The 24,161-nt window shown below is 59.7% G+C and carries 19 protein-coding genes and 2 tRNA genes; 17 read left to right on the forward strand and 4 right to left on the reverse strand.

Annotated features, from left to right (window positions below; translation table 11 throughout):
* Positions 1-85 precede the first annotated feature (85 nt).
* The 6 genes from hflK (at position 86) to AUP74_RS05865 (ending at position 7,195) form a co-directional block, all read left to right on the forward strand.
* Positions 86-1,237, forward strand: a complete 1,152-nt coding sequence (gene hflK, locus AUP74_RS05840) for an FtsH protease activity modulator HflK (RefSeq protein ID WP_069946757.1) — start codon at positions 86-88, stop codon at positions 1,235-1,237.
* A gap of 10 nt (positions 1,238-1,247) precedes the next feature.
* Positions 1,248-2,123: a protease modulator HflC gene (gene hflC / locus AUP74_RS05845; RefSeq protein ID WP_069946758.1), complete on the forward strand. Its 876-nt coding sequence runs from the start codon at positions 1,248-1,250 to the stop codon at positions 2,121-2,123.
* A gap of 205 nt (positions 2,124-2,328) precedes the next feature.
* Positions 2,329-3,513, forward strand: coding sequence for an ATP phosphoribosyltransferase regulatory subunit (locus AUP74_RS05850; RefSeq protein WP_069946759.1), 1,185 nt, complete (start codon positions 2,329-2,331; stop codon positions 3,511-3,513).
* Positions 3,514-3,717: 204 nt separating this feature from the next.
* Complete coding sequence (locus AUP74_RS05855; protein ID WP_069946760.1) at positions 3,718-5,040, forward strand: adenylosuccinate synthase; 1,323 nt, start codon at positions 3,718-3,720, stop codon at positions 5,038-5,040.
* Positions 5,041-5,203: 163 nt separating this feature from the next.
* On the forward strand, positions 5,204-5,881 hold the full coding sequence (gene trhA, locus AUP74_RS05860) for a PAQR family membrane homeostasis protein TrhA (protein ID WP_069946761.1): 678 nt from the start codon (positions 5,204-5,206) through the stop codon (positions 5,879-5,881).
* A gap of 108 nt (positions 5,882-5,989) precedes the next feature.
* Positions 5,990-7,195 carry a lytic murein transglycosylase gene (locus AUP74_RS05865; RefSeq protein WP_069946762.1) on the forward strand — a complete coding sequence of 402 codons (1,206 nt, stop codon included), beginning with the start codon at positions 5,990-5,992 and terminating at the stop codon, positions 7,193-7,195.
* 58 nt (positions 7,196-7,253) lie between these two features.
* Here the strand turns inward: AUP74_RS05865 and AUP74_RS05870 are convergent, their stop codons facing one another.
* Positions 7,254-8,270 carry a succinylglutamate desuccinylase/aspartoacylase family protein gene (locus AUP74_RS05870; protein ID WP_069946763.1) on the reverse strand — a complete coding sequence of 339 codons (1,017 nt, stop codon included), beginning with the start codon at positions 8,268-8,270 and terminating at the stop codon, positions 7,254-7,256.
* Positions 8,271-8,496: 226 nt separating this feature from the next.
* Here AUP74_RS05870 and AUP74_RS05875 point away from each other — a divergent pair, with 226 nt between their 5' ends.
* The 9 genes from AUP74_RS05875 to ppc all read left to right on the forward strand — a co-directional run bounded on the left by AUP74_RS05875 (position 8,497) and on the right by ppc (position 19,146).
* Positions 8,497-9,405, forward strand: coding sequence for an amidoligase family protein (locus AUP74_RS05875; protein ID WP_237475151.1), 909 nt, complete (start codon positions 8,497-8,499; stop codon positions 9,403-9,405).
* The gene (locus AUP74_RS05880; RefSeq protein ID WP_069946765.1) at positions 9,378-10,043 is read left to right on the forward strand and encodes a gamma-glutamyl-gamma-aminobutyrate hydrolase family protein; all 666 of its coding nucleotides are present in this window, start codon (positions 9,378-9,380) and stop codon (positions 10,041-10,043) included. Before AUP74_RS05875 ends, AUP74_RS05880 begins: the two co-directional genes overlap by 28 nt.
* On the forward strand, positions 10,040-10,471 hold the full coding sequence (locus AUP74_RS05885) for a YqaA family protein (RefSeq protein WP_226999905.1): 432 nt from the start codon (positions 10,040-10,042) through the stop codon (positions 10,469-10,471). The genes AUP74_RS05880 and AUP74_RS05885 overlap by 4 nt, the downstream gene beginning before the upstream one ends.
* Positions 10,472-10,910: 439 nt before the next feature.
* Positions 10,911-11,375: a hypothetical protein gene (locus AUP74_RS05890; protein ID WP_069946766.1), complete on the forward strand. Its 465-nt coding sequence runs from the start codon at positions 10,911-10,913 to the stop codon at positions 11,373-11,375.
* 76 nt (positions 11,376-11,451) lie between these two features.
* Positions 11,452-12,138 carry a fimbria/pilus periplasmic chaperone gene (locus AUP74_RS05895; protein ID WP_069946767.1) on the forward strand — a complete coding sequence of 229 codons (687 nt, stop codon included), beginning with the start codon at positions 11,452-11,454 and terminating at the stop codon, positions 12,136-12,138.
* Entirely contained in the window at positions 12,138-12,845 is a 708-nt protein-coding gene (locus AUP74_RS05900; protein WP_069946768.1) for a fimbrial biogenesis chaperone, read from the forward strand. Before AUP74_RS05895 ends, AUP74_RS05900 begins: the two co-directional genes overlap by 1 nt.
* A 5-nt stretch (positions 12,846-12,850) precedes the next feature.
* A complete protein-coding gene (locus AUP74_RS05905) occupies positions 12,851-15,340 on the forward strand; it encodes a fimbria/pilus outer membrane usher protein (RefSeq protein ID WP_145924330.1) in 2,490 nt (829 codons plus the stop codon).
* The gene (locus AUP74_RS05910; RefSeq protein ID WP_069946770.1) at positions 15,337-16,221 is read left to right on the forward strand and encodes a hypothetical protein; all 885 of its coding nucleotides are present in this window, start codon (positions 15,337-15,339) and stop codon (positions 16,219-16,221) included. The genes AUP74_RS05905 and AUP74_RS05910 overlap by 4 nt, the downstream gene beginning before the upstream one ends.
* A gap of 261 nt (positions 16,222-16,482) precedes the next feature.
* The gene (gene ppc / locus AUP74_RS05915; RefSeq protein ID WP_069946771.1) at positions 16,483-19,146 is read left to right on the forward strand and encodes a phosphoenolpyruvate carboxylase; all 2,664 of its coding nucleotides are present in this window, start codon (positions 16,483-16,485) and stop codon (positions 19,144-19,146) included.
* A 58-nt stretch (positions 19,147-19,204) separates the two neighbouring features.
* On the opposite strand, the gene AUP74_RS05920 is transcribed toward ppc, so the two are convergent.
* A tRNA-Leu gene (locus AUP74_RS05920) sits at positions 19,205-19,291 on the reverse strand.
* 218 nt (positions 19,292-19,509) lie between these two features.
* Positions 19,510-19,596 (reverse strand) — tRNA-Leu (locus AUP74_RS05925).
* A 250-nt stretch (positions 19,597-19,846) separates the two neighbouring features.
* On the opposite strand from AUP74_RS05925, the gene rnr reads away from it, so the two are divergent.
* Together rnr and rlmB are read left to right on the forward strand one after the other, a co-directional pair.
* Positions 19,847-22,591, forward strand: coding sequence for a ribonuclease R (rnr, locus tag AUP74_RS05930; protein WP_069946772.1), 2,745 nt, complete (start codon positions 19,847-19,849; stop codon positions 22,589-22,591).
* Between the two features lie 3 nt (positions 22,592-22,594).
* Complete coding sequence (rlmB, locus tag AUP74_RS05935; RefSeq protein WP_069946773.1) at positions 22,595-23,359, forward strand: 23S rRNA (guanosine(2251)-2'-O)-methyltransferase RlmB; 765 nt, start codon at positions 22,595-22,597, stop codon at positions 23,357-23,359.
* 9 nt (positions 23,360-23,368) lie between these two features.
* On the opposite strand, the gene AUP74_RS05940 is transcribed toward rlmB, so the two are convergent.
* Positions 23,369-24,082, reverse strand: coding sequence for a 2OG-Fe(II) oxygenase (locus tag AUP74_RS05940; protein ID WP_069946774.1), 714 nt, complete (start codon positions 24,080-24,082; stop codon positions 23,369-23,371).
* Between the last annotated feature and the right edge of the window lie 79 nt (positions 24,083-24,161).

Genomic DNA, 24,161 nt, shown 5'->3' on the forward strand with positions numbered 1-24,161 from the left:
CGCGGCGGGCGGCGGCATTTCGGTGCCGAAGGGTGCTAGAATCTGGCCCGTATAAAAGCTTAATGAACTGAGTTGGAGTATTTCGATGGCCTGGAACGAGCCGGGTGGTAATAACAAGGATCCCTGGGGCGGGGGTGGCGGTAATCGCAACGACGGCCCGCCGGATCTCGATGAGCTGCTGAGAAAGCTGCAGCAGAAACTAAACGGCCTTTTCGGCGGTGGATCATCATCCTCCGCGCCCGAATCCGGTGGCAAATTTCCCTGGGTGCCGGCGCTGATTGTTGTCGCCGTGCTCTACGGTCTGTGGGGCTTCTACCAGGTGGACGCGAACGAATCCGCCGTGGTGCTGCGTCTCGGTAAATATCATTCCACCGAGGGTGCCGGTCTGCACTGGAACCCGCCGATCGTCGATCACGTCGAAAAGGTCAACGTGACGGAAGTGCGGACCGAACGCACCACCGGACAGATGCTGACCGAAGACGCCAATATCGTTGAAGTGGTCCTTACGGTGCAGTGGCATATCGACGATGCAGAGTCTTACGTGCTGCGTGTACGCGACCCGCTCAAGAGCCTGCAGGAAGCAACCGACAGCGCCCTGCGCCATGTGGTGGGCTCCGCTTCACTCAATGGTGTTATCTCCCAGAGTCGTACCCAGGTCTCCGCAGATACCCAGGAGCGTCTGCAGGAGTATCTCGACCTGTATCAGACCGGCATCCGCATCGATGTGGTCAACCTGACCGACGCCAAGGCGCCGCGTGAGGTTCAGGACGCCTTTGACGATGTCACCAAGGCCCGCGAGGACGAGGTGCGTTTCAGGAACGAGGCCCAGGCCTATGCCAACCAGGTGATCCCGGTGGCACGCGGTCGCGCTCAGCGGATTCTCGAAGAGGCGGAAGCCTACAAGACCCAGGTGGTCGAGCTGGCCCGCGGTGAAACCGTGCGCTTCGAAAAACTGCTGCAGGAATACCAGCAGGCGCCGGCCGTGACGCGGGAGCGTCTCTACCTGGATACCGTGCAGGAAGTGATGAGCAATACCTCCAAGGTGATGGTGGATGTCGAGGGCGGCAGCAACATGATGTACCTGCCCCTGGACAAGCTGGCTGAACGCAGTGCCGACAGCTCCAGCAAGCGCGGTGAAAAAGTGTCCCCGGCAGTGATCGAGGAAGTCTCTCAGCGCGTGATCGAGCGTCTGCGCAGCGAGGTCAACAACAATCGCCGCGGCGGCAATATTCGCTAGGAGGTAGGACGTGAACAACAGAACGCTAGTCATCATTGCCGCTCTGCTGGTCGCCCTGCTGGCGATTTCGAGCAGTGCTTTCGTAATCAAGGAAACCGAGAAGGCAGTCCTGCTGCGTTTCGGTGAAGTGGTCCGCAGCGATTACACGCCGGGTCTCTACTTCAAGCTTCCGCTGGTGCACCAGCTGCGTCGCTTCGATGCCCGTATCCAGACTGTGGATTCCAGTCCGGTGCGGATGCTGAACTCGGAAAACAAGTTCATGATGGTGGACTCCTACGCCAAGTACCGCATCCTCGACGTCGAGCGTCACTACGTGGCCACCCGCGGCGACGAGCGGAACGCCGTGCGCCTGCTGTCGGAGCAGATCAACGACCGGCTGCGGAACCAGTTCGGTGTCCGCGACCTGCATGAGGTTGTCTCCGGTCAGCGGGACGAGCTGATGGCGGAAATCACCAAGAACCTGAACGAGGTGGCGAAAACCAACCTCGGGGTCGAGGTGATCGATGTGCGCGTGAAGCGCATCGACCTGCCGCCCGAGGTTTCGGAGTCCGTGTTCCAGCGTATGCGCGCTGGCCGGGAGCTGGAGGCGCGGGACCACCGGGCCAAGGGTGAGGAAGCCGCAGAGCGCATTCGCGCCAACGCAGACCGCCAGGTCGTGGAGATCGAATCCGAAGCTTATCGCGAGGCGGAGGAGTTGCGCGGTGCTGGCGATGCGCAGGCAGCTGCCATTTACGCAGGTGCCTTCAGCAAGGATCCGGAGTTCTACCGCTTTACCCGCAGCCTCAAGGCGTATAAGGAGTCGTTCAACGACCGCGCCGATATGCTGCTGATCGAGCCGGACAGCGAGTTCTTCCGCTACCTGAAGGACGCGCAGGGCCAGCAATAGGGTTGATCAGGGTAGGGACCGTGACACGCGCCCCTACCGTCCCGTAGGGACTTGATGATAAACTCACGCAAACCGGGCGTTGCCCGGTTTTTTCGTGTGTGGGATCCGGCTTTTCGCCGACCTGCCGGCTCCGAATTCCCCGGGTGGGGACGGTGTTGGCCCTCCCAACATGTACCGTTGCGACAGTCCTGAGCTACCAATCGCCATGAGTCAAGCCGATCGCTGGATGTTGCCGGAAGGCATCGCCGAGATCCTCCCCGCCGATGCCAAGAGCATCGAGACCCTACGTCGCCGACTGCTGGACCTTTACCACAGCTGGGGCTACGAGCTGATCATTCCGCCGATGGTGGAGTTCACCGATTCACTGCTGATTGGAATGGGGCGCGATGTCGACCTGAGCACGTTCAAGGTGACCGATCAGCTGTCCGGCCGCTCGCTCGGTATTCGCGCCGATATCACGCCGCAGGCCGCGCGGATCGACGCCCACAGTTTTCCCCGGGCCGGTGCCAACCGGCTCTGTTACGCGGGGCAGGTCCTGTATACCCGCCCACGCAGTGTGCATGGCTCCCGTGCGCCGATTCAGATCGGCGCGGAGCTCTACGGGGTCGAAAGCCTGAATGCTGACATCGAGGTGATCTCCCTGATGCTGGAGACCCTGGTGGCAGGGGGCATCGAGAAAATTCACCTGGATCTCGGTCACGTGGCCATCTACCGCAGCCTCGCTGAGGCCGCCGGACTCGATGCCGAGCAGCAAGAGTCACTGTTTGCGCTCCTGCAGAGCAAGGCCGCTGCCGATATCCACCGTTGGGTAACGGAGAATGTGGACGACCCGCGCTGTGCCCAGTGGCTGCGCGCGCTCCCGGATCTCGCTGGTGGCAGTGATTGCCTGGCCAGGGCTCGTGATGCTTTCGTTGAGGCACCGGCTGCGCTTGAGGCTGCGCTCGCTGACCTGCAGCGCTGTGCGGATGCCCTTGCGCGGCGCTATCCGTCAGTGGAACTGTTTTTCGACCTGAGTGAAGTCCGCGGCTACGACTACGAAACCGGCCTGGTGTTTGCCGCCTATACGCCGGGCCACGGCCAGGCGCTGGCCAATGGCGGACGTTACAACGGCATCGGGTCCGTCTTCGGGCGCGAGCGACCGGCCACCGGATTCAGTACTGACCTGGTGGCGTTGAATCAGCTGGGTCAGGATGCCTGGGAAGAGGGCGGCGCCATCCTCGCGCCCGAGAGCGATGACGATACCCTGTGGCAGGCGGTGGAAGCATTGCGGCACGGCGGTGAGGTGGTCATTGCGGCATTGCCTGACGGTGCCGAGAGCGAAGTGCGCTCGCGCTGCGACCGCGAGCTGGTGAAACGCGATGGTGGCTGGTTAGTCCAGCCTCGCGGCTGACGCTTCGGTCTATGATTTTGGAATTCGCGGAGCGTATTTAGGTCGCTCCAGGCCACTCGATGGGCGTGGCCGTCGCGCTTTCCCGGCCCATCTTTTTGACGCGCGAACGCGGATACTCCGCGGACGCAACCTGGGCCCGCCGCCATCCGGTCCGGCATGGCGAAGGGCTGTCCTTCGGGAATTTACGATTCAGAGATTTACGCAATGGGCAAGAATGTAGTGGTGCTCGGAACCCAGTGGGGTGACGAGGGCAAGGGCAAGATCGTCGACCTGCTGACGGAGAAAGTTTCACTGGTCGTGCGCTTCCAGGGTGGCCATAACGCCGGCCACACCCTGGTCATCGACGGTGAAAAGACCGTACTGCACCTGATCCCCTCCGGTATCCTGCGCCCCAGCGTCACCTGCCTGATCGGTAATGGTGTGGTGCTTTCGCCGGAAGCGCTGATGAAGGAGATGGCAGAGCTCGAGGCGAAGAGCGTACCGGTGCGCGAGCGCCTGCGTCTGTCCCCGGCCTGCCCGCTGATCCTGCCGGTCCACGTGGCCCTGGATCAGGCGCGCGAGAAAGCCCGCGGTGACAAGGCCATCGGCACCACCGGCCGCGGTATCGGCCCGGCCTACGAGGACAAGGTGGCCCGTCGCGGTCTGCGCCTCGGTGACCTGTGCAACTGGGACAGCTTCTGCGCCCAGCTGAAGGAATTGCTCGAGTATCACAACTTCGCCCTGACCCACTATTACAAGGTGGATCCGGTCAGCTACGAGGATACGCTGGCCGAGGCAAAGGTGTGGCGCGACCAGCTGGTGCCGATGATCACCGATGTTGCCGACTGGCTGCACCAGGCGCGTGAGCGTGGCGACCACATCCTGTTCGAGGGTGCGCAGGGCTCCCTGCTGGACATCGACCACGGTACCTATCCGTTCGTGACTTCCTCGAATACCACTGCGGGCGGCACCGCCACCGGTTCCGGCTTCGGCCCCCTCTATTTGGACTATGTCCTGGGAATCACCAAGGCCTACACCACTCGCGTCGGCGGTGGTCCCTTCCCGACCGAGCTGGGCTGTGACGTGGGCCGTCACCTCGGTGAAAAAGGCCACGAGTTCGGTGCCACCACCGGCCGTCAACGCCGCACCGGCTGGTTTGATGCAGTGGCCGTGCGCCATGCCATCCGCATCAACAGTATTTCCGGCCTGTGCCTGACCAAGCTGGATGTACTGGACGGACTCAAGGAAGTGAAAATCTGCGTCGGTTACCGCAACCGCGATGGCGAAGAAGTGCCAGTGCCTTTCGACGCCGCCGGCTGGGAAGGCGTCGAACCGGTCTACGAGAGTATGCCGGGGTGGAGCGACACCACCTTTGGCGTGCGCCGTGAGGCCGACCTGCCGCAGGCGGCGCGGGACTACATTGCCCGTATCGAGGAGCTGGTCGGCGCGCCTATCGATATCATCTCTACCGGCCCCGACCGCAACGAAACTATCGTGCGGGAGTCCTCGGCCCTATGTGAGATGGGCATTCACAACCCCAGCGTCTGAGTCCCTTCCTTTCCACGGCCGGGCACCCGCCCGGCCGTCTTCGTGAACCCCAAGTCGGTCACGCGCCTTGCGCCGGACGCCCCGGCAGACGATCATTGGACTGAATTTAAGCTATTGGTCACAAATTTGTGGCAGGCTACCAATCGTATTCCGCGAGGGGCTTATGTCGACTAGCACCAACCCAACTCACCACCCGCGCTACAGTGTCGCGGAAGAGATCGCCAATAGTGTTACCCATGGTGTGGGTGCCGTCCTGGCAATCGCCGGGCTTGGGGTTCTCTGCGCCTTTGCTGCGCTGAGGGGCGATGCCTGGCATATCGTCAGCTGTGCCATTTACGCCGCTACGCTGATCCTTTGTTTCGGCGCCTCGGCGCTATACCACAGCGCCATTGACCCCCGTGCGAAACAGATCCTGCGCACGGTGGATCACTCCTCCATCTTTCTGCTGATTGCCGGCAGCTATACGCCGTTCACCCTGGTCACCCTGCGCGGTGCGGCGTTTTCACTCGGGTCCTGGGGCTGGTGGCTGTTCGGCATCATCTGGGGATTGGCGGTGATGGGGCTGGTGATTCAGTTCACCCCGCTGAAAAAATACCGCGCGCTGTCGATTACCATGAGTGCCCTGATGGGCTGGGTGGTGGTGGCCGCCACCAAGCCGCTGCTCGACAGTCTCGCCCCAGGTGGGCTGTTACTGCTGCTGCTCGGTGGTATCTGCTACACGGGCGGCATCGTTTTCTATCTCTGGCGCAGCCTCCCATACCACCACGCTATCTGGCACGTGTGTGTGCTTGCCGGAGCCATCCTGCATTACTTTGCTGTGCTGCTTTACGTGATCCCCTAATCTCCATACGATGATATTTGCGTCCCGTCACAGCGCAGCCGATTGGACTTTCGCTTTCGCCACGCTCGCTCTACCCTTGAGCGAGCGTGTTTTCCTTAAGGAGTCCTCATGTACAGGCTGCCCGGCTTACGTTCCCTGTTTCTGCTTTTCTTGCTCGTCGTCAGTATTCCTGTCGCTGCCGCTGACAAGGGTTTTGAACAATGGGTGCAGGATTTTCGAAAAACGGCGCTGAAACAGGGCATCTCGCCTGAGGTTTTCGACCGCGCCTTTGCAGGTATCGACTCGCCGGATCAGTGGGTGCTGGACAAGGCGAGCTATCAGCCGGAATTCAAGGCGCCGGTGTGGCAGTACTTTGACAACCGGGTGCAGCAGCGCGCGATCCGCATGGGCCGGGCCAAGAAAGAGGAACTGCAGCCCTGGCTCGATAAAATCGAGAAGCAATATGGGGTCAATCCCAATGTTCTGCTGGCGATCTGGTCCATCGAGTCGAGCTTCGGCGCCATTCTCGATAATGAGAAAGTGATCCGCAATGTCGTGCGCTCACTGGCGACGCTCGCTTATGCCGACCCCAAACGCAGCAAGTTCGGTCGTCAGCAGTTGCTGGCGGCGCTGAAAATCCTCCAGAGCGGCGATGTCGATGAAAAGCACCTGGTGGGGTCCTGGGCTGGCGCCATGGGACATACGCAGTTTATTCCCACCAGTTACCAGGCCTATGCAGTGGATATCGATGGCGATGGCAAGCGTGACATCTGGAACTCCGTGCCGGATGCCCTGGCCACCGCAGCGAGTCTGTTATCCAAGAATGGCTGGCGCCGTGGCGAGACCTGGGGCTACGAGGTAACCATTCCCTCGCGCAAACTGCCCGCAGGAAAGCTCACCCTGAGGGAGTGGGAAAAGCTCGGCGTCAAGCGGGTCAATGGCAAGCCCTTCCCGCGCCCGGATGATATCGCCGAGTTGAAGCTGCCCGCCGGTCGCGAGGGACCGGCATTCCTGATGCTGAAAAATTTCTTTGTCATCAAGCGTTACAACAACTCTGATCGCTACGCCACGGCGGTTGGCTTGCTGGCCGACCAGATCGGTGGCGGCAAGGGACTGGTAAAAGACTGGCCGCGCCCTTTTACGCCAATTGACACGGCTCAGGTTGAAGAGCTGCAAAAGCTGCTGAAAGAGAAGGGACTATACGAAGGCGAAATTGACGGTAAGGCGGGCTCTGGAACCCGCAAGGCCATTCAGGCCTTCGAGAAGAGTATCGGTGTCGAGGTCCAGGGTTATCCCAGCAAGGAAGTGCTGGAGCAGCTGCGTAAAAACCGCTGATGCGATGACAGTCGTCGACTCGTAAAAGGGCCCCCGGGGGGGCCTTTTACGTTCCAGGCTAGAAATTTTCGTCCGGCAACAGGCTGTCCTGCAAGAGTTCGAGGTTGTCAGCCACCTCATGGGGTTCGTGAAAATAGGCGATGTGGTACATGGCTTCGCCCTCCTGCACCAGCGGGATATTCTGCCGGCCTATAACGATCCCATCCGCATTGCATTCCACCTTGCCCAGCTCCTCACCGTACAGATCGGAAATGGTCGCGAGAAGCTCCCCTTTGACCACGTGATCGCCAAGCGCCTTGTGATGATTGACGATGCCACTGTCACTGGCGCGCAACCAGCCACTGCGCCTGGCAACGAACGGCTCGATAGTGGATTTCCTGCGCACCTGCGGCAGCATTTTCAGGTGTCGCATCACATTAATCACACCTTTCTCGCCGGCGCGGATACAGAACTCATCGAAGCGCAGTGCCTCTCCCGCCTCGTACAACAGAATGCGGGTGCCCTGGTCTGCCGCTGCCTGTCGCAGAGACCCATCGCGGAGTGTGCTGTTGAGCAGTACCGGGACCCCGAAAGCCCGTGCCATCGCCAGCGTCTCCGGCTCATCCAGGTTGGCGCGAATCTGTGGCAGGTTACTGCGATGGATCGCTCCGGTGTGCAGGTCTATACCGTAGTCGCACTTGGAGACAATCTCCTCGAGAAAGACATGAGCCATGCGTGCGGCCAGGGAACCTTTGGATGAACCGGGAAAGGACCGATTGAGGTCGCGCCGGTCAGGCAAGTAGCGGGACTGCTCCAGCACCCCATAGACATTCACTACCGGCACCGCGATCAGCGTTCCACGAAGTGACTTGAGCGACTTATTGCGGATCAGTCGGCTTATGATCTCGATGCCATTGAGTTCATCACCGTGTAGTGCCGCGCAAACAAACATGGTTGGTCCAGGTTTGGTTCCCCGCTGTACATAGACGGGAATGGCCATCTCTGTGCCGGTATAGAGATGGACAACAGGGAGATCAATGTGGCGAATCTCGCCGGGGGCGACGGATACGCCACCGATCACTAATTCTTCTTTCATGCTCGGGAACTCAATCTGTTGCAGCAGTGTAGCCTGCTGTTCGATGTTATTAATGTTGTCAGTAGATCGGGTATCGATGGCCTGATCTGCGGCACGGGGTTATTTCTGTTAGGGTGTCGGAAAAGAGCCAGTGCGCCAATTGTAAACGGGAAAGTGCATGCCATACGAAAGTCAGGTCTTTCACTCGCCACCGATAACAGTGACGGAATCAGGCAGAGAGCGTTGTGTGGGTTTTGAACTCGAGTTTTCCGGTGTGGACCTGGATAGAACTGCACAGGTCCTCCAGCAGGTTCTGAACGGCGACATTACCGAAGTTTCACCCGCGCAACGAGAGGTACACGTTGAGAATGCCGGCGATTTCCGTGTCGAGCTGGACTGGGACTTCCTGCTTCGCACCGCCGGCAAGAGCCCGGACGAGGACTGGGTGGAACTCCTCAGCAGGACAGCGGCGATTCTCGTCCCCACGGAAGTGGTTTGCCCGCCGCTGCGGCTGTCGCGTCTTGACGACCTGCTGCCGCTAGTGGATGGCTTGCGCAATGCGGGTGCTGTCGGCACCGAAGAGACACTGCTGGCGGCCTACGGGGTACACATCAATGCGGAGCTGCCACGGCAGAATGCGGCGACCCTGGATGCCTACCTGCGGGCGTTTTCTCTGCTCCAGTGGTGGCTGATGGAAGCCCACCAAGTCAATCCGGCGCGTCGGGTGAGCCCCTATATCGACCTGTATCCGGAAGTATATGTGCGCCAGTTGATCGAGCGCGGCGGCGCGACGCTGGATGAAATTTTCAGTGACTACCTGCAGCACAATGGGACGCGCAACCGTGCGCTCGACATGCTGCCGATTCTCTCGGAGATCGACAGTGACCGCGTGCGTCGCGCCATCGATGATCCGAAGATCAAGGCGCGGCCTGCCTTTCACTACCGTCTGCCGAACTGTCAGATCGAAAAGGCAAGCTGGTCGCTGGCCGGCGAGTGGAATCTCTGGTGCGTGGTCGAGGAGCTGGCCAATCGCCCGGAGGACCTTGATGATCTTTGCCAGCGATTTATGGATGCCAGCGCAGGACTTCTGGGCCTCAACCGCTCCCAATGGTTGCAAACCGTAGACACATGGCTGAAAGACCACGAATTGGTGTGACCGGCAATGGCCGCCGCTGGTCACCAAGCTGGTGGTGTACGTCACTGGCGCTACGTCTGGCGGGTGCGATACCGGAGCGTATCAGCGTGCGCCATCTCCCCAGTGGTGCACCTCTGGACGGGCTGATCATTGGCGGTGGAGATGATATCGGCACTGAGCACTATGAAAGCGATGTACGGGCGAAAGTGAAATCGGACCCCGCGCGCGACCAGCTGGAGATTGCCTGGATCGAGCATGCCCTACGCCAGAAGTTGCCGCTGCTTGGCATCTGTCGCGGCGCGCAACTGATCAATGTGGTCAGCGGCGGTACCTTGCATATCGATATCCGCAAGATGCGCCGTCGCACCTACAACCGCCCCGGGCTGCTACCTACCAAGCAGGTTTTTCTTGTGGATGGCTCAACCCTCGCCGGGATATGCAAGCGGAAGAAACTGAGGGTCAACAGTCTCCATCACCAGGCGATCGCTCGGCTTGGCGACGGGCTTCGCTTGGTGGGCCGTGACTTAGATGACTTCACCCAGGCGGTGGAAAGCGATAGCGGCCGCAATATCATCGGTGTGCAGTGGCATCCGGAATATCTTTTTTACCTGCCGGCGCAGTTTGCACTGTTTCGCTGGTTGGTAGGGGTGAGCCGGTGATTATCGAACTGCTGATCCTTTTTTTTGCCGCCTTCCTGGCCGCAACCATATTGCCGTTCTATTCCGAGGTGATTCTGTTTGCCCTGCTGCGGGAAGGGGGAGATCCCCTATTGCTCGTCGTGGTGGCGACTATTGGCAATACATTGGGCGCAGTCGTTAACTGGTATCTCGGACGCTATTTGCTTCACTTCCAGGATCGTCGCTGGTTCTATTTCTCGAAAAAACAGATCGGTCGGGCCCAGGAATGGTTTCAGCGCTATGGTTTCTGGAGTCTTCTGCTGGCATGGATGCCGGTCGGCGGTGATGCCCTCACCCTGATTGCCGGCATCATGCGCGTCAATTTATGGTTGTTCATCCTGCTGGTCGGGATCGGCAAGGGCCTGCGATATCTCTCCGTGGTTTTTCTGCAGGACTGGTCGGCGATTTAGGTGCTTCTCGTAATCCTCAGGATACGCCTAATATAGAGCATCGCGAGCTTGATCCCTCAGCAGCCGATCCACTGCTTTTCCAGACGCCTTGTAGCGTCACCTGCCTGGCGCCGTTATCCGCCGCCGTCACCTTTTTCACTACTCACACGAGAAGTGAACGCAGCCTGCGTCACTTTGCCCGTAACTGCTCGCAAAATAACCAGTCCCTAATACACTCAACTGTGTCCGGCCACTCTCTTTTTTGTTAGAGCCGGTCAACCGCCTCAGTCAGATGATCGAAACATAGATGTGCATTAGGTAGGTATTCTTCCTGCCTCGTTTATAGGATCAGCTTTTCTGTAAAGCGCTTCGAGTACAGACATGAGAGTGAACGTACCTGGAGCAGGAGGCCTGCCGCGCAATACTCCGAGAGGTTTGTTTGTAAAGGAGAAACTGACCCATGAAGAATCTTTTAGCCATAGGCGCTGCTACAGCGATGCTTGCCGCAGGAGGTGCATACGCTGGCAACAGTGTCGATATCCCACTTTACGGAAAGCTTTGCAAGACCTGTGATGTCACTGCTTTCGTCAATGGTCCCTTCGATGACCTTGATATGACCACTACGGATGTCCAGGGCGCTGAATCATTGAGCCCGATCTGCAACTACGGAGGCACCTTGACGGTGACGTTCACCTCCGCCAACGCAGGCTTCCTTGTAAGTGGTCCAAACCAGGTCGGGTACACGCTGCAGGTGAGTGGTGGCTTACTTGGGCCGACTCAGTTAACGATGCCCGCAGTCGTCAATAACTGGCCTGCGGTGGCAAACGCGGTACAGACTCGGGGGCTCAGTGTGGCTCTGCTAAATCCGGCAACGGTTGCCGGTATTTACACCGACACGATCACGGCGTCGGTGACACCCAACTAGCCAGCTGCCGTTATAGAAAGGAGTGGGTGCCCGGCATACGCCGGGTACCCTAGGACACGGACAAGGATAAATACCCATGATGCGGAACATGAGTGGCCTGTTCACGGGGCTCCTCCTATTCACGCTGTTTGTACAAAGCGCCCAGGCCTTCACCCTCGACCCCACCGTGACCGTGCTGCGGTTGCCGGCGGATATCACTGGCCAAACTCTGGTTTTGAGGAACCCCCGTAACGTCGATCTGCCCGTCGTATTTGAAATCTTTGAGCGCCAGATCAATGAGGATGGCAGTGAAGTCACCACGCCAGCGGACGACAATTTTGTGATTTTTCCGCCGCAAGCTGTGGTCCCTGCAGGCAAGACGCAGGCGCTGCGGATCCAATGGGTAGGAGGCGCATTGGCAGAGTCACGCTCATTTACTCTCTATGCCAAAGAGTTGCCCCTGAGCCTGAGCGGCGTACCAGAATCCGGGGTGCAAACCATCCTGCGTATTGGCGCCTCGATTCATGTGACCAGTGAAGGGTTCGTGTCAAAACCCGAGCTGGCCAGTTACAGGCCAGTCCGAGATGGAGTCATCGTCTCAATTCGGAATTCTGGCAATGAATTCATTTATATCGACATGCTGCGGTTGAAGTTCGGGCGTGACGAGGTTGGTCAGTTGGATTTGGCCAATGCCGCGGGAAGAACGCTGATCACACCGGGCGCAACCAGAACCTTCAAAGTAGGTGGAGTACAGGGAGCCCCACAACTAATTTCAGAAAACTAATGATCGTTCCAGTGCGTGTGTTCCTGATTTCGCTCCTCATTTTCGGCTTGGGAATCTCCACGGCTGTCGCGCAGTCGGTGACACCAACGCGGCTGGAAATTGATATCGAGAAATCCCCCCGCGCGGTGCTGACTCTCTCTTCAACTAAGGCGGTTGACGTGGCGCTCGAGCTGAGTGTCTCGCAATACACTCATGTGCCAGAACAGGGGCAGGTGGAAAAAGAGATTCCGTTATCAGTATCGCCACCGCAGGTGCTATTGCAGCCCGGAGAGACTCGACAAGTCGTGGTGAGCTGGCAAGGGCAACAAAAACCGCCGCAGAGCGTATCCTATTACCTACGGGTGGATGAACTACCACTGGCGGTGGGGCGGCCAGAGAATGAAGCCGAAATACGGCTGCTGACATCACTGCGCTTACCGGTACACGTCGGGACCGGGGGCGATACAGCCATGGATTTTCAGCCGCCAAACATCGATGGCAGTGCCTCCCTGGAGCTGATCAATACGGGCGGCAAGTACGCCTTGCTCTCTAACTATTTCATCGCCACTGGCAGTGAGAGTGGCTCCGTGATCTTTGATGGCCTGGACATAGCGCGACTGTTGAATCGCGACGCGATTTTACCGGGGCAGACTGTGTCGATCCCGCTAAGGCTGATCGGGCTCGACGCCACCGGAATACAGGGCGCCCGTTTGGTCAGGAAGGAGTGACGGTAGTGGACACGAGTCGCTTGTGGGGCCTGGGACTACTGTTGGCTGGGTTGATGCTGCCCTGGCAGGCTTACCCTTCAGGAGCACATCTACAGGGCGTATCGCAGCCGCAGGGCTCGCAGCAGTCACAGCCCAATGTCATCTATATCAACCTGCCCGCATCCATTGATGGAAATATTGTCGGTAGTCTCAATGCGGGCGTCACAGGGACGTCGCTGTGCAGCATCGATAAGCAAAGCTGGACTGACTTTGCCACAGGACATTTCAATGCGGACGTAATCGAGCGAATCGCTGCTGCCGCCGATGAACAGGCAATTCCAGTCGGCGCTTTCATTGAAGAGTTTATTGATATTTTCTTCGACCCAGCAACGCTCGAAATAAAAATTGAGCTCGCCGACTCCCGCCGGGAGAGCCAGGAACTGTCGCTCAGGCCGAACATCGTCGATTACGACAACCTATCAGCCTATGACCTGCCGGGTCGCTCCGCTTACGTGAATATCAATGTTCAGGAGGAGTATCGCTGGGACGATGCGCTGGCGGATGATCAGCGGCGGGCCACGCTGCTGAATGTGGACGGAGCGGTGCAGCTCTTTGGCAATCCTCGCCTGGTGCTGGAATGGGGCGCCTACCAGGATACTTCCTTCGGCACTAGCGGTAATTGGCAGCGCACGGAGATGCGTCTGCTCCACGACGATGTCCAGCGAGCAGTGCGCTATTCAGTGGGGGATGTTTTCTATCGTGGCACGGAGTTTCAGGTAGCCCCTCCACTGTTGGGTTTCTCTGTCGAGAGGGCTTATTCCGATATCCAGCCACTGAAGAACATTACACCTACCGGGTCACGCAGTTTTACCGTCAATCAGCGTTCCATTGTTGAGGTCTATATCAATGGCCTTTTTCAGAATGTACTGCGCCTGCCGCCGGGGCGCTACGACCTGAATGACTTCGCCGTGAATGCAGGCGTCAACGAAGTGGCGTTGCTGATCACTGATCCCTCCGGCAAGCAGAGACGCATCGAGTTTTCCCTGTTCTCAGATCCAACCCTGCTGAAAAAGGGGGTGTCCGAATTTTCGGTCAATGCCGGATACCAGCGCGGCATTGGTGATGGCATCGGTATCGACTATGACTACGACGCTCCGGCTTTTTCTGGCTTTTACCGCTATGGGCTGACCGACTACCTCACACTGGGAGCCAGTTATCAGGCCTCGGAAATCCAGCAGATCAGCGGTGCGGAAATTTCTGTCATTACACCGGCAGGGATACTTGCGGGCAATGTCAGTGCCAGCAATCTCGATGGTATCGGCCGCGGGACCGCGTCCTCGCTACGGTGGTCATATGATTTCCTGATTGGCGACAGCCGACCACATGAACTCGACCTGGTTGCTGTTGCACGGGATGAGTTTTACACCTATCTCGGGCAAGTGGCACCCAGTACGCAGTACAAATCGGAACTGCGTGCCCGCTACTCTGCTCCTGGACCGTTTGGAACCTATCTGACAGCCAGTGCCCGTCACGCTGAAACAGTCTTCGAAGAAGAGCCTCGCGAAGAGGTGTATAGCTTTGACATAACCCGTCGTTTTGGCCCATTCAATCTGTCACTGCGGGTTGAACAGGAAGTGGCAGAGTCCGATGAGATCCGGGGACTCATTCGAATTTCCGCACCACTGGGTCTACGCCAGCTGGCGACTGCGCAGTGGGACAGCTTTGATGAGGTCGGTGAGCTTACCTTTGGGCGGTTTTCTGATGGGACAGTTGGTGACCTTTCCGGTGGAGTTGCGCTGCGCTCCGATATCGATGGCTATCAGGGAGACCTGGGTGCTCTATACCTGGGCAACCGCTTTCAGCTCGGCGTCGATCATCGCTATACGGAATTTACTGATGTGGAGCAAGCACCTGCTCAGTTCAGCACGGTAAGGCTGGGCACCAGTGTGGCTTATGCCGATGGCACCGTCGGTGTGGGACGCCCCATCAATGATTCCTTCATCATGGTCCGCAGGCACGAAACGCTGGATAGCAGTCGTATTCTCGTAGATGAGCGGCAAGATGGGCATGTGGCCATCGCTGATAATTTTGGTCCCGCGGTCGTCCCCACCGTTAACAGTTATGTATTGCGCCGGATCCGCTGGGAGCCGGAAAACCCACCGTATGGTTATGACATGGGCAATATCGAAGGCAATACCTTTCCCTACTATCGTTCTGGAGTGGTTTACACCGCAGGTTCTGAGGCTTCCATTACCGTGATTGGCGAGGTGCTGGACAGTCGTGGCTATGCGATAGGCATGAAAGTCGGCAGGATTACTGCTGCCGACGAGCGGGAATTTGATCCGGTGACCACATTTACCAACGGCCGTGGCCGGTTTGTCGCGCAGGGACTGTCCCCCGGTAAGTACCGGATCGTGTTCCCTGATAGGAATGGGCTGAGTGTATTGTTCACCATCGAGGACGGCGCGACCGGGATTGTCGAATTGGGTGTGATCAAGGAGCGGATTTCCCTATGACCAGGATCTGGTTTCTTCTGTGTTGCTTCGTTCTACTGCAGGTCAGTACTCCGGTATCGGGGGAGTCTGACAACGATGAAAATTGCTCTGTAATTTCTCTGTCATTGGAGGGAGCCGCGGGGCTGATCTATTACCCGTTTGCTGACAGGGATGGGATTAACCCCCTGCGCCTGTCCATCGATGCCCGGGGTCGCTGTCTCTTCGGCGTGGCGCTGCTGCCTGCCTCAGGCGCCCATCTGCGCGGACCGGGTCAGCCACTCAACCTGAGTTTCAGGGACCGGGGGGATCGGGTGATACCCATGAATGGCAGTGAGCAGCGCTGGCTGCAATTTGAACCGGCTGCGAGAGGTTACACACTAGATCTCGTAGTAAAACTGCCAGTTGGCCAGGCACGCAGGATAGGGGATTACGACAATACATTTGTCCTGCGGGTTTTTGCCAATGGCCAGTGGGTGCGGGATATCGACTTCCGCCTTTCCGCCCGGGTGGCGCCACAAGCTGATCTGCAATTGGCTGGCAATGCGCAAAGCCAGCTGGGAAGATCCGCGGGCATGAATTTTGGTGAACTTGAGGAGGGCGAGACGCTATCGGCAATGTTGGCCGTGCGCGCAAATGGGGCCTATAACCTGGCAGTAGCGTCTGAGAATAATGGCCAACTGCAGCACGTGTCCCTCAAAGGGGAAAACACCGCTGTACCCTACAGGGCCTGGCTCGACGGGCAGCAGTTGTCTCTCCAGGGCGGCAAAGACAGTCGTAGTTTTTCCGCGCCGGAAAATGGGCGGCGCTTGCGAAATATCAGCGTTCAGATTGGTGACACGAAAGGGCGCATGGCGGGGCAGTATCGTGACACCCTGCGGGTGACGGTAACACTGCTGGAGTAGCCGCCTAAGCTGTGAAACTTTGCCAGTCTTTTCTTTTTATTTTCTGATTGGAAAAGCCGGTTTGTAGAAACCGGTTTTTTTGTTTCCTGTGATTTTCCGTATAAGTTTATTCATCACATCTTGGTGTTGCGTGTATACGGTGCTCCGATGGGAGAAGTTGCACGGGCTCACTGGAAAATTGTTTCACTTGAAACGCTCGCTGGGTATCTGGCTTGAAAAATGGGATGATGTGCGCTTCAGATCTCAAGGGGGAGAAGGGTAGTGAGTGCGGATCAAAATGCACCATTGAGGGACGATGTGCGTCTGCTCGGTGAAGAGCTTGGCTCGGTATTAAAGGCGCAGGCTGGTGAGCAGTTATTCGATACAGTTGAAACGATTCGGCAGGCGGCAGTAGAAAGTAGCGATTCGAAAGAGGTGCTGGTCGGTCGCCTGCGGGATCTGCTGGATCCGCTCGATGACGAGACGCTGCTGGAAGTGGCCCGGGCATTCAGCCAGTTTCTCAATCTCGCCAATATCGCCGAGCAACGCCATCGCGAGCGCTTGCGCCGGCATCACCAGCGCTACCCGGGAGATCCCGACACGGACCAGAGCCTGCGTCAGGTGCTGGCGGAACTGAAAAAATCCGGCGTTAGTCAGGAAAGAGTACTCTCAACCCTGAGTGATTTGTCCGTAGAGCTCGTTCTCACTGCGCATCCCACCGAAGTCACTCGACGGACATTGATCCGCAAGTACGATCAGATTGCCGACTTACTAGCGGACATGGATCGGCCAGACCTCACTCAGGAAGAAGCCAGTGAATTGCGCCGGCACCTGAGTGAGCAGATTCTTTCCGCCTGGAGTACCGACGAAATTCGGCGCGAGCGGCCCACGCCGGTGGATGAAGCCAAGTGGGGTTTCGCCACCATCGAGCAATCGTTATGGCATGCCGTCCCGCAGGGCATGCGCGAGATCGAAGCTGAACTGGATTTGGCGGGCCTGGAGTCCATGCCCGCTGACTGGGTGCCGATCCGCTTTGCTTCCTGGATGGGCGGCGATCGCGACGGTAACCCGAATGTCACCGCCGCCGTCACCCGGGAAGTGCTCACGCTGGCCCGCTGGATGGCTGCCGACCTGTATCTGCGCGATGTGGAGAACCTGCTGGCGGACCTCTCCATGCACCGCGCCAGCGACGAATTGCTGGCGCGCACCGGCCCCACGCACGAGCCCTATCGTCTGTTATTGCGGCAGGTGCGTGATCGGCTGCGCACCACCCGCGCGCAGATGGAGGCGCGGGTACACAGCCAGCCGGAGCCGGAAGGGGAAAGCTATACCAGCAGCGCTCAGCTCGCCGAGGAATTACGTCTGATCGATCGCTCGCTGCGTGCGGTCGGCCTTTCGGCTATTGCCGATGGGCAGCTCAAGGACACCCTGCGCCGGCTCAACTGTTTCGGTATTACGCTGCTGCGCCTGGACATCCGCCAGGAGTCCACCCGCCACATGGCTGCGCTGGATGCCGTCACCCGATACCTGGGCTTGGGCAGCTACGCGGACTGGGACGAGTCGCAAAAGCAGCAGTTCCTGCTGGCGGAGCTCGAAGGTCGCAGGCCACTGGTGGACGAAGCGTTTTACCGCAGTGAATTCTGTGACGAGGAAGTGAGGGAAGTACTGGCGACCTGCCGGGTGATCGCAGAGCAGGGCTCAGAGGGGCTGGGAGCCTATGTCATTTCCATGGCGAAGACTTCCTCGGATGTGCTCGCTGTCATGTTGTTGCAGAAGATCGCCGGTGTTCTCGAGCCGATGCGTGTCGTGCCGCTCTTCGAGACCCTGGATGACCTCAACAATGCCGCCGATACCATGGGCGCGCTGCTGCAGATTCCCCTGTACAAAGAGCGTGTCTCCAGCGGGCAGGAAGTGATGATCGGCTATTCCGACTCCGCCAAGGACGCCGGCTTCCTGGGGGCAGCCTGGGCGCAGTTCCGTGCCCAGGAGCGGCTCACCGCCAGCTTCCGTGAACACGGTATCCCCCTGACTCTGTTCCATGGCCGCGGCGGCTCCATCTCCCGCGGCGGTTCACCGACTCGCATGGCGCTGCTGTCGCAACCGCCGGGATCGGTGGCCGGGCGTATCCGGGTGACGGAGCAGGGGGAGATGATCCGCTTTAAATACGGGCGCCCTTCGGTAGCGGCATACAACCTGGAGCAGTACGTCGCCGCCACCCTGGAGGCCACCCTGATGCCGCCGGCAGAGCCCCGCCCCGAGTGGCGCCAGGAGATGGAACAGCTGACGCAGGTGTCGGTAGCCGGATACCGCGACGTAGTGCGTGACGATCCCGCGCTGGTGGCCTACCTGCGTACGGTGACGCCGGAAACCGAGCTCAGTCGCCTGGCTCTCGGCAGCCGGCCTGCGCGTCGCAAGCCCGGCGGCGGGGTGGAAACACTGCGTGCTATTCCCTGGGTGTTTGCCTGGACACAGATCCGCCTGATGTTGCCGGCCTGGCTGGGAACCGGCGCGGCGCTTGAGAGCGCCCTGGCCAGCCCTTCAGAAACAGACACGCTTCGAGCGATGAGCGAGCAGTGGCCCTTTTTCCAGGGTGTGGTGGATATGCTGGAGATGGTATTGGCCAAGGCCGATACCCGGGTCGCTTCGTGGTATGAGGAGCGATTGACCGATGATGTCGAGTTGATGCGTCTTGGTAAGGCGCTGCGCGAACGTCTGGCCCACACCGTCGATGCGCTGCAGCAACTGACGGGGCGGGAGAGCCTGCTGGACAACAATCCGGTGATGCGCTGGTCGATCCGGGTGCGCGATCCCTACACGGATCCGCTACACCTGTTGCAGGCGGAGCTGATGGCGCGCCTGCGCGAGCGGGATTCCGATCCGGTGCTGGAGAGTGCGCTGATGGTGACTATCGCCGGTATTGCTGCCGGTATGCGCAACACCGGTTGATCGCGTCAGGGGCGCAAACGAAAAAGGGCCGACTCTTGCGAGTCGGCCCTTTTTAATTTGGTGCCCAGGAGAAGACTTGAACTTCCACGACCTTGCGGTCACTAGCACCTGAAGCTAGCGCGTCTACCAATTCCGCCACCTGGGCAAATCAACGGTGTGCTCCGTTGAGGACGCGCACTATAGAGGTTTTGGAAAATGTGTCAATTGTCTATTTGTGACTGGTCAGGGCTAGTCCCTCATTTTTTTCTGGGGGGAATACGTCGGGATGCGGGATAGGGGCTGTCGGCCGAAGTTGGCGCCGCTGAATTTGATCGTGGCCGAAACGAAAAAAGGCCGACTCTTGCGAGTCGGCCTTTTTGGGATTGGTGCCCAGGAGAAGACTTGAACTTCCACGACCTTGCGGTCACTAGCACCTGAAGCTAGCGCGTCTACCAATTCCGCCACCTGGGCAAATCAACGGTGTGCTCCGTTGAGGTCGCGAACTATAGAGATTTGCCCGGGGGGTGTCAACGGTTCTGTTGCGTGAAATTCAACATCAACAGTGATGGTCGGGATCCGGCCCCAAATCGCTTATAATCCCTGCAATTGCGCGAGCTGTACGCCGGGCGTTCTGCACCGGCCAATGACAACCTTCGTAGCGCTGTCCAAATTCCCCGGATCCCTCCGGGAGTCGCCAGAGAGGGGCGACTGCCCCCAGACAATGGAAGCTGTTTTGACTCAGAAAAAGATCCAGATTGACGATGATCCCCACGCCAAGCGCGAGGCGGAGAAATACGATAAACCCGTACCCAGTCGAGAGTTCCTGCTGCAGCTGTTGGAGCAGCAGCCCGGTCCTGTTGCCTGGGAGGCGGTCGCAGATGCGCTCGGTCTCGAGGACGAGGACCGCCGTGAGGGTGTGCGCCGGCGGCTGATCGCCATGTCCCGGGATGGCGAGATCGCCAGTAACCGCGCCGGGGACTTCGGCGTGCTCGATAAAATGAACATCGTTCGCGGCCGGGTGATCGGTCACCGGGATGGTTTCGGTTTTGTCTCCCCGCGGGACGGTGGTGATGATCTGTTTCTGTCCCATCGCCAGATGCGCAAAGTGTTCGACGGCGATGAGGTGCTGGTGCGGGAGACCCCCGGGGGCTTCCGCGGCAAGCGCGAGGGTGCGGTGATCCGCGTCATCAAGCACAACACCCAGGAGCTGGCCGGCCGGCTGTACCGTGAAAATGGTATCTGCTTCGTGCGCCCGGAGAATCCGCGTATCAACCTGGATGTGCTGGTGACGGAAGAGAAGTCTGCCGGAGCCGGCCATGGGCAGTATGTGGTGGTCAATATCACCCAGCAGCCGGGCCGCGACGTGCTGCCCCAGGGCGAGGTTTCTGAGGTGCTGGGGGATCACCTGGCCCCAGGGATGGAGATCGATGTCGCCATCCGCAATTACGGTATTCCCCACGAGTGGCCGGCGGCAGTGCTGGCGGAGACGGACCCGATTCCCGCCGAGGTGGTTGAGGAAGACAAGAAGGGCCGGGTGGACCTGCGCCAGTTACCGCTGGTCACCATCGATGGGGAGGATGCCCGGGATTTCGACGATGCGGTGTTCTGTGAGTCACTCGGCGACGGCAGCTGGAAGCTACTGGTGGCCATCGCCGATGTTTCCCACTACGTGCGTCCCGGCAGCGCGCTGGATGAAGAGGCCCACAGTCGCGGTAACTCGGTCTATTTCCCGGATTTTGTAGTGCCCATGCTGCCCGAGAAACTCTCCAACGGGCTCTGTTCCCTGAATCCGGAGGTGGATCGGCTGTGCATGGTGTGCGAGATGCACATCGATGACGCCGGCAGTATTCGCGATTACCGCTTTTTCGAGGGCGTGATGCGCAGCCACGCGCGGCTCACCTACAACAAGGTGGGACAGATGATCGCCGAGCGCGGCGACCGCAGCAGTGGCATTCGCAAGCAGTACTCGGCGGTGGTGCCGCACCTGGACAATCTGCACGACCTCTACCGCGCTCTGCGCGGCGCCCGCGATCGTCGCGGTGCGATTGATTTCGAGACCACGGAAACCCGAATCATCTTCGACGACCAGCGCAAGATCGAGCGTATCGTGCCGGTGCAGCGCAATGATGCGCACAAATTGATTGAGGAGTGCATGCTGGCCGCCAACGTCTGCGCGGCCAAGCTGATGGAGCTTTCCGAGGTGCCCGCCCTCTATCGTGTGCACGATGTCCCCAAAGAGGAAAAGCTCAGCAACCTGCGCGAGTACCTGGGTGAACTGGGTCTGCGCCTGCCCGGCGGTGCCGAGCCGCAACCGATGGACTTCCAGCTGCTCCTCAACCAGGTGGAGGGCCGCCCGGACGCGCACATCATTCAGATGATGCTGTTGCGCTCCATGAATCAGGCGGTCTACCAGCCGGAAAACCGGGGCCACTTCGGTCTCGATTACGAGGCCTATGCCCACTTCACCTCGCCGATCCGCCGCTATCCGGACTTGCTGCTACACCGTGCGCTGCGCTGGCTGATCCGCAACGGCAGCGCCAATGCGCGCCCGGTGGCGAAAAAAGTGCATGTGGTTCCCGGTGCAGAGGCGATTCCCCGCGAGCGGATTCTGCCTTACGACATGGCTGCCATGGTCCAGCTCGGTGAGCACTGCTCGATGACCGAGCGTCGCGCCGACGATGCCACCCGCGATGTGGTCAGTTGGCTCAAGTGCGAGTACCTGCAGGAGCATGTGGGTGAGACCTATCCCGGGGTCGTCAGTGCTGTCACCGGTTTCGGGCTATTCGTGGAACTCAGCGACTTCTACGTGGAGGGCCTGATCCATGTCAGCTCTCTGCCCAAGGATTACTACCGCTTCGACCAGGCCCATCAGCGCCTCGTCGGTGAGCGCAGTGGTGCCCGCTACCACCTCGGCGATCCGGTGATGGTGCAGGTGGCCCGTGTGGATCTGGATGAGCGCAAGGTCGATTTCCTGCTGGAGTCGGTGCTGCCCCGTCCCAAGCGTGAGCGTACCGATGTCAGCCCCCGCGCCATGGAGATGGCGGTAGAACACCAGGAGGAGCGGGAGCGTCGCGGCAAGGGCAGGAAAAACGGTGGCGCCGAGGCGAAGCCGGCCGGCAAAGGCGCGGCGGCTTCGCCCTGGAAAAAACGCCCGCAAACCGCACCCGGCGAGGCTCCGTTTCGCAAGCGCAAAGTGGGCTCAGAAGAGGCCGTGCCGGTGGCTTCGGAGCCGCAGCGCCCGCTGGACCCAGGGACCGTAGCCGAAGGGCACGAGGGCGATGGCGAGGCGCCCCGGCGTCGTCGCGGGCCCAAGCGTACGCCGCCGAGGAAGGGCGGCAAGCGCCCGGCGGTCGCCGCGCGCAAGGCGGCCCACAAAGCCGAAAAGGCTGCCAAAGCGAAGAAGAAATCTTTCAAAGGCAAGAAGAAGCCGGGCCGTAAGGGGCCGGCCAAGAGTAAGAAGAAATAGACCGTGTCATCAGAAGAGTTAGTGTACGGCCTGCACGCGGTGCAGGCCCTGTTGAAGAGCTCCCCCCAGCAGGTGCAGCAGCTACTGCTGCTGCGCGGCCGCCGTGACCAGCGCTTACAGAAAATCCTTGCCCAGGCTGAGAAGAACAACATTGCCGTCAGTGTCGTGGACCGCCGCACACTGGATGAGAAAGTGGGTGATGATGGCAACCACCAGGGTGTGGTGGCGGTCTGTGCCGGCCAAACCCGGGTGTACGACGAGCGCTTTCTACAGGAGTTGCTGCAAGAGCTGGAGCAGCGAGGCGAAGCGCCGTTTCTACTGATCCTCGACGGCGTGACCGATCCCCATAACCTCGGGGCCTGCCTGCGCTCGGCGGAAGCAGCCGGTGTTCATGCGGTCATTGCTCCCAAAGACAAGTCGGCCGGTCTCACGCCCACGGCCCGCAAGGTTGCCTGTGGTGCGGCGGAAGTGCTGCCGTTTGTCACCGTCACCAACCTGGCGCGGGCTATGCAGAAGTTGCAGCAGGCGGGGGTGTGGATATTCGGGGCGGCCGGCGAGGCTGAGCAGGATGTCTACCACAGCCAGCTCACCGGCCCCCTGGCGCTGGTGATGGGGGCCGAGGGCAGCGGCCTGCGCCGGCTGACCCGGGAGCATTGCGATCACCTGATCAAGATCCCCATGGCCGGGGAGGTGAGCAGTCTCAATGTCTCCGTGGCTACCGGCGTGTGCCTGTTTGAGGCAGTCCGCCAGCGGGCAACGGCGGGCTGACGCCAGCGGCTACTGCTCCGGCTGCTGCCCATACAGCTCCGTCGCGGGGCGGTAGAGCACCCAGGAAGTGAGTACGTACTTGTCCCCGGAGCGAGGGACATTGCCACGGTGGGTGTGGGTGAAGCCGCACGGGGCCAGCACCAGGCTGCCCCGTTTCGGCTTCAGTTTGGCGCCCTGGTAAAAGAACTCCGTCTCCCCGCCTTTTTCCACATCGTTCAGGTACAGCAGCCACAGCAGCACCCGGTGCAGTGAGTGCTGTCCCGGGTCGGTAGGGTGTGGAAAGTGTTCCGAATGCCAGTGGTGGTAGCCACCCTGGGACTGCCGGTAGTGCTGCAGGTTGATGCCATCGAGCCGGTAGATTCCACGCAGGAGCTGGTGCAGCTGCCCTTCGTCCAGGCCGGCGATATCATCACTGTGCAATGTCCGCGACTGGCCGCTGGCCGGGTCGAGCAGGCTGGGGGAAAGCGCTCCAGTGACCATGTGGGGGTAGCGGCGGCTGTAGGCCGCCAGCGCACGCCAGAGCACGTTCTGGATGGTGTCACACTCCTCGCGCCAGCTCTCGAGGTCAGAGAGATACAGGTCAGAGCTGTTTTTCTTGCTCAGATCCACCCCTGAGCCGGTGCGCCCTGGCTGCTTCTCCGGTGTTTCGTGAAAGCGGCGAAGCAGGTGCTCGCAGTAGTCCCCCGGCAGGGCATCATCAAATTGGATGATCATTGGATCCATCGTCGACTCCTCGGAAATTCTCGGGTGGGAAATCGCCGCCCGTGAACTTGTGACGAGCAAGTCAGGGATGGCCGCAATG

Source organism: Microbulbifer aggregans (assembly GCF_001750105.1).
GTDB lineage: Bacteria > Pseudomonadota > Gammaproteobacteria > Pseudomonadales > Cellvibrionaceae > Microbulbifer > Microbulbifer aggregans.

What these genes read in the sequence shown, in the direction of transcription:
- hflK (WP_069946757.1), top strand. Translation starts at nt 86, where the DNA reads ATGGCCTGGAACGAGCCGGGTGGTAATAACAAGGATCCCTGGGGCGGG.
- AUP74_RS05850 (WP_069946759.1), top strand. Translation starts at nt 2,329, where the DNA reads ATGAGTCAAGCCGATCGCTGGATGTTGCCGGAAGGCATCGCCGAGATC.
- AUP74_RS05855 (WP_069946760.1), top strand. Translation starts at nt 3,718, where the DNA reads ATGGGCAAGAATGTAGTGGTGCTCGGAACCCAGTGGGGTGACGAGGGC.
- trhA (WP_069946761.1), top strand. Translation starts at nt 5,204, where the DNA reads ATGTCGACTAGCACCAACCCAACTCACCACCCGCGCTACAGTGTCGCG.
- AUP74_RS05865 (WP_069946762.1), top strand. Translation starts at nt 5,990, where the DNA reads ATGTACAGGCTGCCCGGCTTACGTTCCCTGTTTCTGCTTTTCTTGCTC.
- AUP74_RS05870 (WP_069946763.1), bottom strand. Translation starts at nt 8,270, where the DNA reads ATGAAAGAAGAATTAGTGATCGGTGGCGTATCCGTCGCCCCCGGCGAG.
- AUP74_RS05880 (WP_069946765.1), top strand. Translation starts at nt 9,378, where the DNA reads ATGGCTGAAAGACCACGAATTGGTGTGACCGGCAATGGCCGCCGCTGG.
- AUP74_RS05890 (WP_069946766.1), top strand. Translation starts at nt 10,911, where the DNA reads ATGAAGAATCTTTTAGCCATAGGCGCTGCTACAGCGATGCTTGCCGCA.
- AUP74_RS05895 (WP_069946767.1), top strand. Translation starts at nt 11,452, where the DNA reads ATGATGCGGAACATGAGTGGCCTGTTCACGGGGCTCCTCCTATTCACG.
- AUP74_RS05900 (WP_069946768.1), top strand. Translation starts at nt 12,138, where the DNA reads ATGATCGTTCCAGTGCGTGTGTTCCTGATTTCGCTCCTCATTTTCGGC.
- AUP74_RS05910 (WP_069946770.1), top strand. Translation starts at nt 15,337, where the DNA reads ATGACCAGGATCTGGTTTCTTCTGTGTTGCTTCGTTCTACTGCAGGTC.
- rnr (WP_069946772.1), top strand. Translation starts at nt 19,847, where the DNA reads ATGGAAGCTGTTTTGACTCAGAAAAAGATCCAGATTGACGATGATCCC.
- AUP74_RS05940 (WP_069946774.1), bottom strand. Translation starts at nt 24,082, where the DNA reads ATGGATCCAATGATCATCCAATTTGATGATGCCCTGCCGGGGGACTAC.